The 16,903-nt window shown below is 62.8% G+C and carries 16 protein-coding genes and 1 pseudogene; 12 read left to right on the top strand and 5 right to left on the bottom strand.

The genetic code is table 11. The features are described from left to right. The 3 genes from clpA to HKL97_RS05595 all read right to left on the bottom strand — a co-directional run. Nucleotides 1-1,950: ATP-dependent Clp protease ATP-binding subunit ClpA (gene clpA, locus HKL97_RS05605; protein WP_291423279.1), on the bottom strand; the 1,950-nt coding region annotated here is incomplete at its 3' end. A 150-nt stretch (nt 1,951-2,100) separates the two neighbouring features. Continuing rightward, on the bottom strand, nt 2,101-2,430 hold the full coding sequence (gene clpS / locus HKL97_RS05600) for an ATP-dependent Clp protease adapter ClpS (RefSeq protein ID WP_284258967.1): 330 nt from the start codon (nt 2,428-2,430) through the stop codon (nt 2,101-2,103). A gap of 386 nt (nt 2,431-2,816) precedes the next feature. Then, a complete protein-coding gene (locus HKL97_RS05595; protein WP_291423276.1) occupies nt 2,817-3,335 on the bottom strand; it encodes a phasin family protein in 519 nt (172 codons plus the stop codon). 354 nt (nt 3,336-3,689) lie between these two features. Here HKL97_RS05595 and HKL97_RS05590 point away from each other — a divergent pair, with 354 nt between their 5' ends. From HKL97_RS05590 to HKL97_RS05580, 3 genes are read left to right on the top strand one after another with little or no spacing between them, the layout of a single operon-like run. Continuing rightward, on the top strand, nt 3,690-4,997 hold the full coding sequence (locus HKL97_RS05590) for a D-alanyl-D-alanine carboxypeptidase family protein (protein ID WP_291423274.1): 1,308 nt from the start codon (nt 3,690-3,692) through the stop codon (nt 4,995-4,997). Between the two features lie 55 nt (nt 4,998-5,052). Further along, nucleotides 5,053-5,640 carry a DedA family protein gene (locus HKL97_RS05585; protein ID WP_291423273.1) on the top strand — a complete coding sequence of 196 codons (588 nt, stop codon included), beginning with the start codon at nt 5,053-5,055 and terminating at the stop codon, nt 5,638-5,640. After that, on the top strand, nt 5,637-6,758 hold the full coding sequence (locus HKL97_RS05580) for a D-alanine--D-alanine ligase (protein WP_291423272.1): 1,122 nt from the start codon (nt 5,637-5,639) through the stop codon (nt 6,756-6,758). Before HKL97_RS05585 ends, HKL97_RS05580 begins: the two co-directional genes overlap by 4 nt. Before the next feature lie 95 nt (nt 6,759-6,853). Here the strand turns inward: HKL97_RS05580 and HKL97_RS05575 are convergent, their stop codons facing one another. Further along, nucleotides 6,854-7,066: a heavy-metal-associated domain-containing protein gene (locus tag HKL97_RS05575; RefSeq protein WP_291423270.1), complete on the bottom strand. Its 213-nt coding sequence runs from the start codon at nt 7,064-7,066 to the stop codon at nt 6,854-6,856. Nucleotides 7,067-7,158: 92 nt separating this feature from the next. Between HKL97_RS05575 and HKL97_RS05570 the strand changes: the two genes are divergently transcribed. The 7 genes from HKL97_RS05570 (at nt 7,159) to HKL97_RS05540 (ending at nt 14,995) form a co-directional block, all read left to right on the top strand. Then, nucleotides 7,159-9,246, top strand: a complete 2,088-nt coding sequence (locus tag HKL97_RS05570) for a cation-translocating P-type ATPase (protein ID WP_291423268.1) — start codon at nt 7,159-7,161, stop codon at nt 9,244-9,246. Nucleotides 9,247-9,622: 376 nt separating this feature from the next. Further along, the gene (locus HKL97_RS05565; RefSeq protein ID WP_291423281.1) at nt 9,623-11,197 is read left to right on the top strand and encodes a DEAD/DEAH box helicase; all 1,575 of its coding nucleotides are present in this window, start codon (nt 9,623-9,625) and stop codon (nt 11,195-11,197) included. A gap of 45 nt (nt 11,198-11,242) precedes the next feature. Beyond that, complete coding sequence (locus HKL97_RS05560) at nt 11,243-12,316, top strand: class I SAM-dependent RNA methyltransferase (RefSeq protein WP_291423267.1); 1,074 nt, start codon at nt 11,243-11,245, stop codon at nt 12,314-12,316. A gap of 75 nt (nt 12,317-12,391) precedes the next feature. Continuing rightward, nucleotides 12,392-12,844 (top strand): hypothetical protein, encoded by a 453-nt coding sequence (locus tag HKL97_RS05555; RefSeq protein ID WP_291423265.1) that lies wholly within the window; start codon nt 12,392-12,394, stop codon nt 12,842-12,844. A gap of 99 nt (nt 12,845-12,943) precedes the next feature. Next, a complete protein-coding gene (locus HKL97_RS05550) occupies nt 12,944-13,909 on the top strand; it encodes a DNA cytosine methyltransferase (protein WP_291423263.1) in 966 nt (321 codons plus the stop codon). A 105-nt stretch (nt 13,910-14,014) separates the two neighbouring features. Next, entirely contained in the window at nt 14,015-14,578 is a 564-nt protein-coding gene (locus tag HKL97_RS05545; protein WP_291423261.1) for an HNH endonuclease, read from the top strand. Next, nucleotides 14,579-14,995, top strand: a complete 417-nt coding sequence (locus HKL97_RS05540; RefSeq protein WP_291423259.1) for a very short patch repair endonuclease — start codon at nt 14,579-14,581, stop codon at nt 14,993-14,995. A gap of 3 nt (nt 14,996-14,998) precedes the next feature. Here HKL97_RS05540 and HKL97_RS05535 read toward each other — a convergent pair whose 3' ends face one another. After that, complete coding sequence (locus HKL97_RS05535) at nt 14,999-15,409, bottom strand: rhodanese-like domain-containing protein (protein WP_291423257.1); 411 nt, start codon at nt 15,407-15,409, stop codon at nt 14,999-15,001. Between the two features lie 58 nt (nt 15,410-15,467). On the opposite strand from HKL97_RS05535, the pseudogene HKL97_RS05530 reads away from it, so the two are divergent. Both HKL97_RS05530 and HKL97_RS05525 read left to right on the top strand, forming a co-directional pair. Next, a pseudogene (locus HKL97_RS05530) lies at nt 15,468-16,451 on the top strand (cysteine synthase A). Next, nucleotides 16,442-16,903, top strand: a 462-nt coding sequence (locus tag HKL97_RS05525; protein WP_291423255.1) for an amidase family protein, incomplete at its 3' end; no start/stop codon positions are given. The pseudogene HKL97_RS05530 and the gene HKL97_RS05525, both read left to right, overlap by 10 nt.

Here is a 16,903-nt window from a genome sequence, read left to right as displayed (position 1 = left end):
GTTGCGGAATTCCGGGGTGAACATGCGCTTGATCGCATCCTCATCCTCGCCCTGGCGCACGGCGCGGCCAAAGCCGATGCCGGCCTTCGCCATATCCGCCGCCCCTGCATTGGTGGTCATGATCAGGATGACGTTGCGGAAGTCGATCTTCTTGCCGTTATGGTCGGTCAGCTTCCCATGATCCATGATCTGCAACAGGATGTTGAATAGATCCGGGTGCGCCTTCTCGATCTCGTCGAGCAGCAGCACGCAATGCGGATGCTGGTCGATGGCGTCGGTCAGCAGCCCGCCCTGGTCAAACCCGACATAGCCGGGCGGCGCGCCGATCAGCCGCGAGACCGAATGCCGCTCCATGTATTCCGACATGTCGAACCGCGTGATCTCGATCCCCAAAGTCGCCGCCAGCTGGCGCGCCACCTCGGTCTTGCCCACGCCGGTCGGGCCGGAGAACAAATAATTGCCGATCGGCTTCTCCGCGTCGCGCAACCCGGCGCGCGAGAGCTTGATTGCGGCGGAAAGCGCCTCGATGGCGGCGTTCTGGCCAAACACCATGTTCTTCAGGTCGCGCTCCAGTGTCCGCAGCACCTCTTTGTCGTCGGCCGAGACCGATTTGGCTGGAATCCGCGCGATTTTCGAGACCATGTCCTCGACATCCTTCAGCGTCACGGTCTTGCGGCGCTTGTTCTCCGGCTGGAGCATCCGCGCGGCACCTGCCTCGTCGATCACGTCGATCGCCTTGTCCGGCAACTTGCGGTCGTTGATGTACTTGGCCGAAAGCTCCACCGCGGCGCGAATCGCATCATCGGTATAGCGAACCTTGTGGTGCTTCTCATACGCGGTCTTCAGCCCGCGCAGGATCTTCACCGCATCCTCGACCGAAGGCTCGTTCACGTCGATTTTCTGGAAGCGCCGCACCAGCGCGCGGTCCTTCTCGAAGTAGTTGCGGAACTCCTTATAGGTGGTCGAGCCGATGCAGCGCAGCGTGCCCTGGGCCAGCGCGGGTTTGAGCAGGTTGGAGGCATCCATCGCTCCGCCGGAGGTCGCCCCGGCGCCGATCACCGTATGGATCTCGTCGATGAACAGAATCGCGCCTGGCGTGTTCTCCATCTCGGTGACCACGGCCTTCAGCCGCTCCTCAAAATCACCGCGGTAGCGTGTCCCGGCCAGCAGCGCCCCCATATCCAGCGCGTAGATTGTGCAGTTGAGCAGCACCTCGGGCACATCGCTATCGGTGATGCGCTTGGCCAGCCCCTCGGCGATGGCGGTCTTGCCCACGCCCGGGTCGCCCACATAAAGCGGGTTGTTCTTGGTGCGGCGGCAGAGAATTTGAATCGTGCGCTCAATCTCATGCTCGCGTCCGATCAGCGGGTCGATCTTCCCGGCCTGCGCTTTTTTGTTCAGGTTGACGCAATAGGTGGAAAGCGCGTCCTGCCCGCGCTTGGGCGGGGCTTTTTCCTCGCGTTCGCTCTCGGGCTGGTCCTGCGCGCCGGTGGGCGTGCGCGGGGCGGATTTTCCGGGCGATTTGGCGATGCCGTGCGAGATGAAATTCACCGCGTCGAGGCGCGTCATGTCCTGCAACTGCAGGAAGTACACCGCATGGCTTTCGCGCTCCGAGAACAGCGCGACCAGTACATTCGCCCCGGTCACCTCATCGCGCCCCGAGGACTGCACATGAATCGCCGCGCGTTGCACCACGCGCTGGAACCCGGCGGTCGGCTTGGGGTCTCCGGCGCGCTCGGTCGCCAGCCCGGCCAGGTCCTTGTCCAGAAATTCGGTGAGGTCTTTCTTTATTTTTTCGATATCCACGCCGCAGGCCCGCAGCACCGTGAGCGCGTCGGCATCCTCCACCAGCCCGAGCAGCAGATGCTCCAAGGTTGCGTATTCATGCTTGCGGTCAGCCGCGAGTGAGAGAGCGCGGTGCAATGTCTGTTCAAGATTGCGAGATAGCATGGATCTAAACCGTTCCTTCACGCCGATCTCCGGCGCTCCTATTTCCAGGCGTCTGATATGCCCGCCCGGCCGGCATTTTTATGCTGTCCCCGGCACCCCGGCGCCGGTCCAGTCTCGATACACATAGTGATCGCGCGTCAGAATACAGGGTCATTCTTTCTCAATCGTGCATTGCAGCGGATGCTGGTTCTGGCGGGCCAGATCCATTACCTGCGTTACCTTGGTCTCGGCCACCTCATATGTATACACGCCGCACACGCCAACACCCCGGCGATGCACATGCAGCATGATCTGCGTCGCCTGGTCGCGCGACTTCTGGAAGAACCGCTCCAGCACATGAACGACGAACTCCATCGGCGTGTAGTCGTCGTTGAGCATCAGCACTTTATACATCGTCGGCTTGCGGGTCTTGGGCCGCGGCTTCACCACCACGCCGGTATTCGGCCCCTCGCTACCTTTGCGTTTGTCGTTGTCACTCATATCCGGCATCCTGAAACATCTACCCCGCTTTGCCTATGGCTGAATTTCACCGTGACGCGCCATGAGCCCACTATACATGACCCCACTATAACAGACTTAAGCTTAAGTATGCGCATATCGAATATTTTGCAGGGTAGGAAAGAACGAAAATGGCGCGCGGGGCGGAAAACCTGGCCTTGCGCCCTGCCCGCGGGCGATGAACCGCGATTAACCATCCCGCCAGTGTCCTGCCCCTTCCGTCCGTGGCGTCTCGCGGTGGGCGGAAGGGGTAAGGCAAATACTGAAAACAAAAAAAGACCGGCCCTATCCGGGGCCGGTCTTTTTCCAACGCGTGGCCAGAGGCCGGCCCCAGGCGCGCGCGCCGGGCCCGCAAACACTGGGAAAGCTTAGTTGGCCTTGCCGAAGGTCTCGACGGCGAGGGCGACGCGGGCGGTCAGCGGGGCAATCGCCTGCTCGGCGAGCTTCACGGTCGCATCGGTCAGCTTGTTGCTCTCGGCGACAGCCTTCTCGATCGAGGCCTTCGCAAAACCGGTCTGCAGGTCAACCGCTTCCTTAACAGACTTAACGCCCATCAGAGTCTTGGTGAACGCAACGGTCTCTTCGATCGAAGCCTTGCTCGAAGCGGCGAATTGCTTGGAGATGTCCTGGAAACCGGCGGCATAAATCTGGCCGGCCTTCATCGCGGCTTCCAGGTTGCCCTGGTTGAACGCAAAAATTTCTTCACTCTTCTTCACGGCTTTTTCTACGCCTTCCTTCAGTTTGGCCTGCGATGTCTCGAGGCCCTTGGTGGCTTTCTCAATGCCTTCCTTCACGGCGGCAATGGTATTGTCGAAGCCCTTGGTGGCGGCTTCAGCGGTCTGCTCGATGGTGGTGGCCGGCGCCGCTTTGGTTTTCGTGCTGCTCATAATACGCAATCTCCAGTTAGGACTAAGTTCAGTGGCTGCACGGCCCCAACCCGGCGAGCGTGTACGGCATTTACCGCAGTGCAGCAAAAGCGTTATAGAATACCGTTTCAGCCCCGTCAACAAGTTTTTGTGCATCGCACAAAAACTGTCATTGAGCTGACATTTGCTCTCGCCCCGTGCCGAATCCGCCCTCCGTCCGGGCCGGATCTCAACAGCCTGCATTAACCCATTGGCTTTTCGGTTCTTTCGCGGTTTTTTGGCTCGTTTCCGGCTGGACATCACACGCCGGAAGCGCCTACATTGGCCTGGTTTAATGTTGGGGTGCCGTTCATGCAGGCTTGGAAGGCTGTTTCCTTGAAGAAATCCCTGGTGGTTGCCGGGCTTTGTCTTGCTGTCTGCGCGGGCGCAGCCCCTGCCCAGGCGCGCACGGAACATTACGAGCGCCACATCTACCACCCGGCCTATGTTCCGGCGGCAGATGCCGCCACCGCCAATTTCGGCCCCACATCGCCAGGCGTCAGCAGCATCGTCATTGACGCCGCCTCCGGCCAGGTGCTCGCCGCCAACGGCGCCGATATTCCGCGTTACCCCGCCAGCCTGACCAAGCTGATGACGCTCGATCTCGCTTTCCAGGCCCTGCATGATGGCCGCATGACCCTGGATACCCGGATCCCTGTTTCCTTCCATGCCGCCAGTGTCGAGCCGGTGAAGCTCGGGCTGCAGCCGGGCAGCACCATTTCCGTGCATAGCGCCATTCTGGCCATGACCACCATGTCCGCCAACGATGCGGCAACCGCCCTTGGCGAGTATCTCGGCGGCGGTTCCGAGGCGAGATGCGCCGCGTTGATGACCCAGCGCGCGCATGCGCTCGGCATGGCGCAGACCCAGTTCTATAACGCCTCCGGCCTGCCCAATCCGGGCCAGGTCACCACCGCGCGCGACCTTGCCATCCTCGCGCGCGACATTGTTACCAACTACCCCGAGGATCAGCCCTTCTTCGAGGTGCAGGAATTCAACTTCCGCGGCCATCCGGTCTACAGCAACAACCAGATGCTGAAATCCTATGCCGGCGCCACCGGCATGAAGACCGGCTACACCGATCTGGCGCGCCACAACCTCGTCACCAGCGCCAAGCGCGATGGCCGCGTGCTCATCGGCGTGGAGTTGCACGAGCCATCCTGGGGCGCCAGCTATCAGCAGATGACCGCCCTGCTCGATAACGGCTTCGGCGGCCATGTCCCCGTCACCGCCACGCAGATCGCCCGCGCCCAGCCTCGCCCCGCGCCGCAGCTGCGCCGCCTGGCCGCAGCCCCGCGCCCGCACGCTCCGGTCTACCACCCGCGTGATGTTCGTTTGGCCAGCCGGCTCCGCAAGCCGGCCACCGGCAGCTGGGTTGCCCAGCTTGGCCTGTTCTCGCGCATCAGCAAGGCCCGTTTCGAGGCGGTTGCCGCGCGCGACATCAGCGGCGCCGGCTTTGCCCGCATCGCCCGCGTGGAACGGCACGGCAAAACCCTGTGGAACGCGCAGGTCGCCGGGCTGAGCCTCGCCGCCGCGCATCAAGCCTGCGACGTTATGGCCGCGCGCGGCAATTCCTGCCACATCATCGCCCCCCCGGAGGACCATCTGGCGATGGAAACCACCGCCACCAGGGATGGCACCTAAAGCCCCCCGAGGGCAGGATTTGAGCATTTTCCCGGCTGGCTCTATGTGAGCCGTCATGATCGTCACCGAATTTGTGAACCTGCTGGCCGTTGAAGCCGGAGCCAAGCCCCTGCAGGCCGCGATTATCGTAGGCGGCACCTTTATCCTGGAGGATGCGGCTACCCTGCTGGCCGCCATGCAGGTCGCCTCCGGCGCGCTTTCGCTGCCCTTGGCGCTGGCCTCTCTCTATACCGGCATCGTGCTGGGAGACCTCGGGCTTTACGGCCTGGGCTGGCTCTCCGCCACGCACCCCTGGGCCAAGCGGCTCATCCCCAGCGCCCGGCGGGATTTGGGGCGCGAATGGGTGCGCCCGCGCATTTTCTATGTGGTGCTGGTCAGCCGGTTCGTGCCGGGGCTACGCCTGCCCACTTACACCACCCTGGGGTTTCTGCGCGCGCATCTGGGCAAGTTCACCCTGGCGGCTATCGGCGCCACCCTCATCTGGACCTCCGGGTTATTTTTCGTCAGCCTCAAGCTCGGGCTGGTGATGATGCGCTATCTTGGCGCTTGGCGCTGGGCTGGTCTCGGCGTATTCCTCATTGTGCTGGTGGTTGTCGGCCGCGTCGCCACGCGTCTTTATAATAATAAGAGGATAACGCCATGAGCGTAACATCGCTGCCCGTATCTCTGAATGCCCCCGCCGTGCACGCCGCCGCCGCCCGGCGCAAAAGCCCGGTTTCGTTTTTTGAATTCTGGCCCGGCTGGCTGTTCTATGCCCCGGTCGCCGCCTTCTGGGTTCTCAAATCCCTCCGTTACGGCAGTCTCACCCTGCCCACCCTGGCCAACCCGCGCATCAATGCCGGCGGCATCTGCGGCGAATCCAAAAACGAAATCCTCGGCCTGGCCGGCCCCTTGGCGCGGCAATGGATCGCCCCTTACGCGCCGCTCACCACCTCCGGCCATAATGATGGCAACGACCTCACCCTGGCCCTGGCCGCCATGGCGCGCGCCGGTCTTGTCTTTCCCGTCGTCGCAAAGCCGGACATGAGCTGCAACGGCGTGGGCGTGCGCGTGGTGAACGACGAGGCTCAGCTCGCCGCCTATCTGGCGGCCTTCCCCCGCGCCACCGCCCTGCAATTGCAGGCGCTCATCACCTATGAGGGCGAAGCCGGGATCTTCTACATCCGCCACCCCGGCGAGGCGGCCGGACGCATCACTTCCGTGACCCTCAAATTCCCCCCCGCCGTCACCGGCGACGGCAAGCGCAACGTGCGCCAGCTCATTGCGGCTGATCAGCGCCTGAATGCGGTTTCCAACCTGCTGCTGCCCCAGCTTGGCGCCAAGGCGGACCACATTCCGGCGGAGGGCGAAAGCGTGCGCCTGGTTTTTGTCGGCAACCACTGCCGCGGCTCCACCTTCAAGGACGGTCTGGACATCGTCACCCCCGCCCTGGCCGCGCGGATCGACGAAATCGTCAAGGACATGCACGAGGTCTATTTCTCCCGCCTGGACCTGCGCTACGAATCGCTGGAGGCCCTGCGCGAGGGCCGTAATTTCCAGATCATTGAATTCAATGGCAGCGGCTCGGAGGCCACCCATATCTGGGACCCTGAGATGACTCTGCGCGCCGCCTACGCCACGCAGTTCTTTCATTATGGCGAATCCTTCAAAATCGGCGCCGCCATCCGCGCGCGCGGCCTGCGCCCCTCCGGCCTGCTCAAGCTGGCCTCGCTCTGGCGGCATCAGAAAAAATTAATGGCCGCTTATCCGGCTAACGACTGAGCCGTCCGCCGAATCCGCCTCTCAATTATAAGCGCCGAGGGCGATTGGGACTGCAAATGGGCCCGCGAAACGGGTCAATTTTCAATCATCGCATGTTACTGCGCCGCTACGCTGAAACCGGCGCCTCGGATTGCCTCGACGAACCTCTCCGCCGCGCCATTGCCGCCGATGACCACCTTCTTGCTTTGCAGATCAGCGGCAACCGTGGCCTGCGGGTCAACTTCATGCACCGCCGAGGTGATCGCGCGCACGCATGAGGAACAATCCATATCCGGCACGCTAACTTCCAATTTCGTCTCGCTGGCCATGATCTTCTCCAAATCCTGATACTTTAATAAGGGGGGTTGCGGCGGCGCGGTCAAGGCTTGACCGTGCCGCCGCGGGCGCCACATAGTCTCGCATGGATCAGCCTATCCGGCCCGCGCAGACAATCGACCTCGCCATCGGTGGCATGACCTGCGCCAGTTGCGTCTCCCGGGTGGAGAAAACCCTTGGCAAGGTTCCTGGCGTGCAGAGCGTCGCGGTCAACCTCGCCACCGAGAGCGCGCATCTGCTCGCGGACCCTGGCACCAGCGTCGAGTCTCTCACGGCAGCGGTCGCCCGCGCCGGTTATACAGCCGTTCTGCGCGCCCAGGCCCGGCCGCAATCCCACCGGCGCGAGAAGCTGGAACTCATCGCCGCCGTGGCGCTTTCCGCGCCGCTGTTCGCCTCCATGCTCATTCCCCTGCCGGGCGGGCTGGCGCTCGCCCTCGCCACACTCATGCAGTTCTGGCTCGGCGCGCGCTTCTACATCGCCGGTTTTAAGGCCTTGCGCGCCCGCACGGGGAACATGGACGTTCTGGTGGCGCTCGGCACCACCGCCGCCTACGGCCTCTCCTTGTGGGATTTCGCCACCACCGGCCCGCTTTATTTCGAGTCCTCCGCCGCCATCATCACCTTCATCCGCCTTGGTAAATTCCTGGAATCCCGGGTTAAGCGCGAGGCCGCCAGCGCGATCACCGGCCTCAACAGCCTGCGCCCGGCGCTAGCGCATGTGCCGGGGCGCGGCGATGTTGCGGTGCAAAGCCTCATCCCCGGCGATGAGGTGGAACTGCGCGCCGGCGAGCGTGTCCCGGCTGACGGCGTGATCCTCAGCGGCATCTCCAGCCTGGATGAAAGCCCGCTCACCGGCGAATCCCTGCCCGTCGCCCGCGCCCCCGGCGAGCACCTGCTGGCCGGTGCCCTGAACCTGGACGGGGTGCTGCGCCTGCGCGTTACCTCCCGCGCGGGCGAGTCCTTCCTCGACCGCATCGCCCGGCTGATCGAGGCGGCCCAGGCCTCCAAGGCGCGGGTGCAGCATCTGGCGGACCGTGTTGCCGCCGTCTTCGTGCCGGTCATCATGGTCATCGCCGCGCTCACCTTCCTCGGCTGGCTCCTGCATGGCGCCAGCCTGGCCACCGCCATCATCAACGCCGTCTCCGTGCTGGTCATCGCCTGCCCTTGCGCGCTGGGCCTGGCCACCCCCGCCGCCATCCTGGCTGGCACCGGCGCGGCCGCCAAGCTGGGCATCCTGCTGCGCAACGCTGATGCCATCGAGGCCGCCGCGCGAGTCAACATGGTGGTGTTCGACAAAACCGGCACCCTCACCAGCGGCCAGCCGCACCTCACGGACATTCCCTTCCTGCGCGGCATCAGCGTTGAGCGCGCGTTGGATATCGCCGCAGCCCTCGCCGCTTCGGACACGCATCCCCTCGCGGCGGCCCTGCGCCGTCCTAACCCGCCCCAGGCCGAAGCGGTGCGCGCCATGCCGGGCCGGGGGGTGGAAGGCATCATCGCCGGGCAACGTTATATTCTCGGGTCTGCCGCGCTCATAGCGGATGCCGGCGGTGCCGTCCCGGAGGTCGCAACCACCGCCACGCTCTCCTATCTGGCCCGGGCGAACGGCACCTGCCTTGCCGCCTTCGCCTTCGCCGACACCTTGCGCCCCGGCGCCCGCGCGGCGATCGAGCGTCTGAAATCCATGGGCATCGGCGTGCAGTTGCTCTCGGGCGACCGTGAGGCCGCCGCCCAGGCCGTGGGCCAGGAACTTGGCATTGAGCAGGTTATCGCCCACGCCACGCCGGAGCAGAAAATTGCCACCATCCATGCGCTGCGGGCCGCGGGAAAAATCACCGCCATGGTGGGCGACGGCATAAACGACGCCCCGGCCCTGGCCGCCGCCAGCCTCGGCATGGCGATGGGGCAGGGGGCTGACGCCGCCATCGAGGCGGCTGATATCTCGCTTCTGCGGCCTGATCTCGCGCTGGTCCCCGAGGCCCTGGCGCTCTCGCGCCAGACCTGGCGCGTGCTCTGGCAAGGCCTGTTCTGGGCGATGATCTACAATCTCATCGGCATTCCGGCGGCGGCTTTCGGCCTGCTCAGCCCGACCATCGCCGGCGCGGCCATGGCGGCGTCCTCAGTCTGTGTGGTGGCCAATGCGCTGCGCCTGCGCAAATGGCGGCAAAAATGAGCCCGCCGGGCGTCCTCCAGGCCATCACCGATGGCAGCCGCCGCAGTAAACCTTGACTTTGCGGCCCGCTTTGCCGATAGGAAGCTTAAGGAAAATAGCGCGGTTTGCGCTAGGCGCGTTGTCGCGCGCACGACCACAACACGAACGGGTTCAATTTTTGTCAGACACTCCTGAGACCGGCGCACAGACCACTGCGCTCGATGAGACCATTCAAGACCTCGGCGCGGAGCACATCGCCGTAAGCGGGATCGTCGAAGCCCCGACCGCGGAAGTCCCAATTGCGGAAGTCGCAACCGCGCAAGCTTCCGGCTTGGTGGAGTCCGATGAAACCGTGAGCGGTGAACCCGGCGGTGATGAAGCCGATGCCGACACGCGGGTGAGCGATGCGGCTGAGCTGGAAGCCGATGGTTTTGCCCCGCTGGGCCTCTCCGAACCAATTTTGCGCGCCCTGCATGACAAGGGCTACCTCCGCCCCACGCCCATCCAGGCCCAGGCCATCCCCACCGTTCTCATGGGGCGCGACGTTCTCGGCTGCGCCCAGACCGGCACCGGCAAAACCGCCGGCTTCACCCTCCCGCTGCTGGACATTCTCTCAGGCTCGCGCGCCCGCGCCCGCATGCCCCGCTCGCTCATCCTGGAGCCGACGCGCGAACTGGCCCTTCAGGTTGCCGAGAATTTCGTCGCCTACGGCAAATATCTGAAGCTAAATCACGCGCTGTTGATCGGCGGCGAGAGCATGTCCGACCAGAAGGAGGTGCTGGCCAAGGGCGTTGATGTCCTTATCGCCACCCCCGGCCGCCTGATCGATCTGTTCGAGCGCGGCGGCCTGCTGCTGCGCGATGTGCGCGTGCTGGTGATCGACGAAGCCGACCGCATGCTGGACATGGGCTTCATCCCGGACATTGAGCGCATCGTCGCGATGCTCCCCGCCACCCGGCAGACGCTCTTCTTCTCCGCCACCATGGCGCCTGAAATCCGCCGTCTGGCGGATGCCTTCCTGAGCAACCCGAAGGAGATCACCGTCTCCAAACCGGCCTCGGTAGCTACCACCATCATCTCGGGCCTGGTGCTGGTCAACGAGCATGACAAGCGCGAGGCCCTGCGCCGGCTCATCCGTTCCGAGGATGTGCAGAACGCGCTGATCTTCTGCAACCGCAAGCGCGATGTCGACATTCTGCTCAAATCCCTGCTCAAGCACGGCTTCTCCGCCGGCGCCCTGCATGGCGATCTGGCGCAGTCCGTGCGCTTCGCCACCCTGGAAAAGTTCAAGGCCGGTGAGCTGCGCCTGCTGGTCTGCTCCGATGTCGCCGCCCGCGGCATTGATATCGGCGGCCTTAGCCATGTGTTCAATTTTGACGTGCCCCACCACAGCGAAGACTACGTCCACCGCATCGGCCGCACCGGCCGTGCCGGCAAGGAGGGCCACGCCTTCACCATCGCCACGCCCGATGACCGTCTGGCCGTGGAAGCGGTTGAGAAACTGATCGCCGCCCCCATCCCGCGCATCGAAATCCCAGGGCTGGATATTGTTGAATGGGCGGAAGGTGATTCCCGCCGCGGCCGTGGCGGCCGCACAGCGCGCGGCAAGCCCGCCGCCAAGGCGCCCGCGCGCGCCGCCAAGGCCAAAGAGGAAGAGCCCGCCCGTGAGCGTGAGCGCGAACCAGCCCGCGAGCGCACCCCGCGTCCGCCGCGCGCCGCGAGCCGCGCCGAACCGCGCCGCGAGGAGCCCGCCATCCGTGCCGAGGAACCCCGCCGCCGCGAGCCGCGCACCATCTACGCGAGCGACAACAACGGCCCCAGCGTGCGCGGTTTCGGCGCCGATGTTCCGGCCTTCATGCTCATCCGCAAGCGTGGCCCGCTCACCGCCATTCTGGACGAGCCGAACGAGACCGAGGAAGACGATGTGCTTCAGCCCACCGGCGGCAATAACGATGAGGGCATCGCGGCTTGACCTTCAAGCCCGCTTCGCCTGTCCGCCCCGGCCTGAACTAACCTCATGAGCCACTGCCTGCATTATGGCATCTGCGGCGGCTGCGCCACGGATACCCTGGCCGCGCCGCAGAAATCCCTGGCGCTGTCTCAGGCTTTGGCCCGAGCCGGGTTCGCGGACGCCCCGATGTCCCCGCTGGTGGAAACCCCGCTGCGCAGCCGCCGCCGCGCGGACCTCGGCGCCACCCGCAAAGCCGGTGACATCTCTCTCGGCCTGCACCGCACGGCCAGCCCCGCGGTGGTGGACATGCGCGAATGCGCGCTGCTCCTGCCGGAAATCGTGGCGCTGCTGCCTGATCTGCGAATCCTCCTGCGCAGCCTCCAGGCTTTCCGCAGTTCCGGTTCCGTCGTCATCAACTGGCTGGATAACGGCCCGGATATCCTCCTGCGCATGGACGCCGCATTCACCGGCCCTGACCGTACCCGGATCATCGCTTTCGCCCGCGCCCATAACGCGCCGCGCATCAGCACCGCCACGGGGGCTGAGCTGCCCGAGCCAGCGGTCATCCTGCAAACCCCCGCCATCAGCTTCTCCGGCATCCCGGTAGACCCCCCGCCGGGCGGCTTTCTCCAGGCCAGCCGGGCAGGGGAGGCAGCCATTATCGCCGCCGTGCTCGCGGGCCTGCCCAAACTCAGCCTCAAATCGCGCATCGTCGAACTCTACGCAGGTGCCGGCACCCTCTCCTTCGCCCTCGCGCAGCACGCGCGGGTGGAGGCCTATGAGGGCGATGCCAGCGCCACCCAATCGCAGGACAAAGCCATCCGCCTGAACAATCTGGCCGGGCGCATGCGCGTTACCCAGCGTGACCTCCACCGCCGCCCCCTGCAAGCCGCCGACATGACCGGCGCCAAAGCCGTGGTCCTAGACCCCCCCTACGCCGGCGCCACCACCCAAATGCGCTTTTTAGCCGCCAGCGGCGCCGCCCGCATCATCTATGTAAGCTGCAACCCCGCCGCTTTGGCCATCGACGCCGCCGTGTTGCACCGCGCGGGCTACACACTACGCACCGCCACCCCGATCGACCAGTTTCCGTATTCGGAAAATGTTGAGAGCGTGGTGGTGTTTGAGAAGTTAAAGTAGCGACGAACTCTGGAAATTAACTGCTCATAAACCAGAATCGGGTAAGGTTTTATGAGAGAAATTTGGAATTCTGTCATGGGCGTTGATATCTATCTCCGGGACAGGCGGAAACAGACCGTCATGATTGACAGCTTTCCAAAGAGCGTTGGATTATTACGCCGTCTTTCGAAGATCACCGAACTCAATGAGGCGCGGCTCGCGCAGATCGCCGCTACGAACGAGGCATTCCGGGGTAAGCCCGCGCCGCCAGCCGCCATCGTCCCAAATGCTTTTGAATGCCGCTTGTCAGGTAGCCCCGATCGGCTTGTTCAAGGTTATCTGGTAATCGGATGGGACGCGGAGCGCACCGAAGTCACAGATTACGGCTGGGACGATTTGCCCATCCTCGGCTATGCGGTTCGTACGGATGGTACGGCTGAGCTTGTCCTGCATGAGGAGAGGGGCGGACTTCTGCATCCGCTGTCATTCAGCCGGGCGATTGAATTGGGCATTTTGAGCAAGACCGGGAAGTTTCATCGGCCAAATTAAAAAGCAAGCCTCGTCTCAGAAGCGTTGCGACTCGGATGCGTGCTGATAGACTCGGGCAAGTGAACCACTATACAGCGTCAGCGATAAATCGGGGTAATCATGCTTAGTTCTGTGGAAATGTGCGCTGGCGCGGGTGGCCAAGCCCTTGGCCTGGAACTGGCTGGCTTTGAACATGAGGCATTGGTTGAAATCGAAAAAGATTACTGCAAGACACTGCGGTTCAACCGGCCGCAATGGAATGTGCTGGACCAGAGCCTCGTAGATTTTAAGGCCACTCCCTATAAGGGAATTGACCTCCTCGCCGGCGGTCTGCCGTGCCCGCCATTTTCAGTTGCGGGCAAGCAATTAGGCGAGAACGACGAGCGCAATCTGTTCCCGGAAGCTTTGCGCCTGATTGATGAATGCCGCCCCCGCGCGATTATGATCGAAAATGTCAGGGGTTTTCTTGATGCCGTATTCGAGGACTACCGGGGGCACCTGAAAAGCCAACTCAAAAAGCTTGGATATGAGGCCGATTGGCGGCTGCTGAATGCATCCGAGTTTGGCGTCCCGCAGCTTCGTCCCCGCGTCGTGATTGTTGCGATGAAAAAGGATATTGCCAGCGAATTTGAATGGCCTGCCGTTGCCGCTCACAACCCGGCAACAGTTGGCGAGACGTTGTTCGATTTAATGGCAGCTAACGGCTGGCGCGGCGCAAAGAATTGGAAAGCGCAGGCTAATGAAATTGCGCCGACCATTGTCGGCGGGTCCAAGAAACATGGCGGCCCTGACCTTGGCCCAACCCGTGCGCGAAAGGCCTGGGCAAGTCTGGGGGTCAATGGTTCCACCTTGGCGGAAACAGCCCCGGAACGGGATTTTATGGGCATGCCACGGCTGACGATCCGCATGGTCGCCCGTCTCCAGGGATTTCCTGATTCCTGGCAGCTTGTGGGCAAGAAGACGATTGCATACCGCCAAGTTGGCAATGCCTTCCCGCCGCCGGTCGCTCAGGCAGTCGCAACGCAGATTAAAAAGGCGCTGTCGGCTAGCAAAGGGGCGATGAAGCTGCGCTTGAAGGCAGTATAAAGTTAAAAATCGTTTAATTTTGTTCCGAAATCACGATTTAAGGGCCGGCAAACGCTTAAATACATGAGACACTCGAATTGTATAATTCAATTTGGGTGAATCAATTTGGCCAGACAAAGCGGTTCTAAAAGGCTTCTCCTGACCCATTTCCTGGCGAATATTAACCGGGTTATGGATGGAAATGAGTTGCGCCCAGTTGCAAATAATAAAAGTGAGTGGGCGCGTAGAGTTCGTGAACTCCGTGACGAACAAGGCTATCAAATTCTTACGCACACTGATCGCGATGACTTAAAGCCGGGTCAATATGTGATGATTTCGGCGGAGAGAAAGGAGGCGGCTGAACGTGCGATTTCAAAAGAAACACGGGCGCGAGTGTTGGAAACTTATGGGTCCGTTTGTTATTCCTGCGGAGCCATAGCTGGCGAACCTCACCCCTCTTCAGGCAAGCAGACAGTTTTACATATGGGGCATATTGTTGCGAAATCGCATGGAGGGGATGATAACCGATCGAATCTCCGGCCTATATGCATGGTTTGTAACACAGGAGCATCGAATATTTCTCCGGAGCTTCCTACATCGAAAAGGTTGATTTCAGAGTTAAGAAAATCGCCAAGAGATGAACAGATAAAGGTTCTTGATTGGCTTAAAAGCAAATTCGAAAGCGGCTAATTGGCAGACAGTTTAACTCCAGATCGCCGCGCAGAAAACATGCGGCGCATAAAAAGCAAAGGCATGAAGCCGGAGCTTATCGTCCGCCAATTAGCTCATCGCCTAGGTTACCGCTTTCGTCTGCATCGCAAAGACTTACCGGGCAAACCCGATCTGGTATTTCCATCCCGGAAAAAAATCATTCTGGTAAACGGCTGTTTCTGGCACGGCCATGATGACCCCAATTGCGTTGACGGCAGCCGCAAGCCAAAATCAAACCTTGATTATTGGCTGCCCAAGCTCGCACGCAACAAAGAAAGAGATAAAACGCAGCAGGCCCAACTTGCGGCTCTGGGCTGGTCCATATTGGTCATCTGGGAATGCCAAACGCGCAGCCAGGACCATTTGGCAGAGCGGCTAAAAGAATTCCTTAACTAACCCCTACCCCTGCTTCCAGGGCAGCCCCTCCGCCTTCCATCCCCCCACATTCCCGCGGTGCCCCCGCGCGTCCTGCGGCCCTTCAAACCCGTCCTTCACATTATACACATGCTTATACCCGGCCGCCTTGGCCGCTTGTGCCGCCGCCATGCTGCGCGCGCCCGAGCGGCAGATGAAATAGATATGGCCGTCATGCTCCAGCTTCGCCGCCGCCAGGGCCTCCAAAAATTTCGGGTTGTGCTGCATGCTGGGGTACACCTGCCACTGCACCAGCACCGGCTGCTTGCCGGTCTGCGTCAGGTCCGGCAACCCGACAAAATTCCACTCGGCATTGGTGCGCACATCGCACAAAGCAGCATCGGGATTGCTCATTAACGCTTCCCAGACCTGTCGCGGCGCCAAATCTTCGATCATAATGTCCCCCGCAAGTATTGTATGCCGATTACGGCCAGCATAGCGGGGACATTGGGCAATGGAAACAGTCGTGGATGGTTTGATCGGCGCAATCGGCGGCACGCCGCTCATCCGGCTCAGGCGGGCCAGCGCCGCCACGGGCTGCGAGATTTTGGGCAAGGCCGAGTTCCTCAACCCCGGCGGCTCGGTGAAGGACCGCGCTGGCCTCGCCATCATCCGCGCCGCCGAGGCTGACGGCACGCTCAAGCCCGGCGGCACCATCGTCGAGGGGACGGCCGGCAACACCGGAATCGGCCTCACCCTGGTTGCCAACGCGCTGGGGTATAAATGCGTGATCGTGATGCCCGAGACGCAGAGCCGCGAGAAGATAGACTTTCTGCGCATGATCGGCGCGGACCTCCGCCTGGTCCCCGCCAAACCCTTCAAGGACCCCGGCAATTATGTTCACGTCTCGCGCCGCCTGGCCGGGGAGCTGGGCGCCCTCTGGGCCAACCAGTTTGATAATCTGGCCAACCGCGAGGGCCACCGCGCCACTACCGGCGCCTAAATCTGGTCTCAGACCGGCGGCAAGGTGGATGCCTTCACCTGCGCCTGCGGCACCGGCGGCACGCTGGCCGGGGTCAGCCTCGCGCTGAAGGCCCGCAACCCGGGCATCCGAATCGTCCTGGCCGATCCGGAGGGCAGCGGTCTCTACGGCTGGGTGAAAAACGGCGATCTCACCATCACGGGCTCCTCCATCACCGAGGGCATCGGCCAGTCCCGCGTGCCGGAAAACCTGGGCGGCATTAAAATTGACAATGCCGAGCGCATCCCCGACCCCGAGGCGCTCGAACAAGTGTTCGATCTGCTGATTCACGAGGGCCTCTCCGTCGGCGGCTCGGCCGGCATCAACGTCGCCGCCGCCGTTCGCGTCGCCAAAACCCTCGGTCCGGGCCATACCATCGTCACCATCCTGTGCGACGGCGGGGCCCGCTACCAGAGCAAGCTCTTTAACCCGGAATTCCTGCGTTCCAAGAACCTGCCGGTGCCGGCATGGCTCTAGAAGACCCCTCAACGCTCGACGCCGAGGAACTGCTGGCCGCCTACGCCGCCAAAACCCTCACCCCGCTGCAGGCGCTGCAATCCATCACCGAGCGTATCGCGCGGCGCAACCCCGAGATCAACGCCTTCGCGGTGATGAATCCCGGCGCCCTGCGCGACGCCCAGGCCAGCACCGCCCGCTGGGCCGCCGATGCGCCACAAGGCATGCTGGACGGTGTGCCCGTTACCATCAAGGACATCATGGATGTTGCCAGCCTGCCCACCCGGCGCGGCAGCAAAACCACCAGCGCGGCACCCCAGCCAGTTGACTCCCCCGTCGTTACCGCCCTGCGCGTGGCCGGGGCGGTGATCCTGGGTAAAACCACCACCACCGAATTCGGCTGGAAAAGCCCCGGCGACTGCCCGGCCACCGGCATCACCCGCAACCCCTGGAACCCAGCCCACACCCCCGGC

This window comes from Acidocella sp., from assembly GCF_013044125.1.
In the GTDB taxonomy this organism is placed as follows: domain Bacteria; phylum Pseudomonadota; class Alphaproteobacteria; order Acetobacterales; family Acetobacteraceae; genus Acidocella.
The sequence above is the reverse complement of the archived record's forward strand: the minus strand, read 5'-3'. Positions and strand labels throughout refer to the sequence as shown.

Excerpts from the sequence above, each read along its gene's own strand:
- clpS (WP_284258967.1), bottom strand. The coding sequence starts at position 2,430 with ATGAGTGACAACGACAAACGCAAAGGTAGCGAGGGGCCGAATACCGGC.
- HKL97_RS05595 (WP_291423276.1), bottom strand. The coding sequence starts at position 3,335 with ATGAGCAGCACGAAAACCAAAGCGGCGCCGGCCACCACCATCGAGCAG.
- HKL97_RS05585 (WP_291423273.1), top strand. The coding sequence starts at position 5,053 with ATGATCGTCACCGAATTTGTGAACCTGCTGGCCGTTGAAGCCGGAGCC.
- HKL97_RS05580 (WP_291423272.1), top strand. The coding sequence starts at position 5,637 with ATGAGCGTAACATCGCTGCCCGTATCTCTGAATGCCCCCGCCGTGCAC.
- HKL97_RS05575 (WP_291423270.1), bottom strand. The coding sequence starts at position 7,066 with ATGGCCAGCGAGACGAAATTGGAAGTTAGCGTGCCGGATATGGATTGT.
- HKL97_RS05570 (WP_291423268.1), top strand. The coding sequence starts at position 7,159 with ATGGATCAGCCTATCCGGCCCGCGCAGACAATCGACCTCGCCATCGGT.
- HKL97_RS05560 (WP_291423267.1), top strand. The coding sequence starts at position 11,243 with ATGAGCCACTGCCTGCATTATGGCATCTGCGGCGGCTGCGCCACGGAT.
- HKL97_RS05555 (WP_291423265.1), top strand. The coding sequence starts at position 12,392 with ATGGGCGTTGATATCTATCTCCGGGACAGGCGGAAACAGACCGTCATG.
- HKL97_RS05550 (WP_291423263.1), top strand. The coding sequence starts at position 12,944 with ATGCTTAGTTCTGTGGAAATGTGCGCTGGCGCGGGTGGCCAAGCCCTT.
- HKL97_RS05535 (WP_291423257.1), bottom strand. The coding sequence starts at position 15,409 with ATGATCGAAGATTTGGCGCCGCGACAGGTCTGGGAAGCGTTAATGAGC.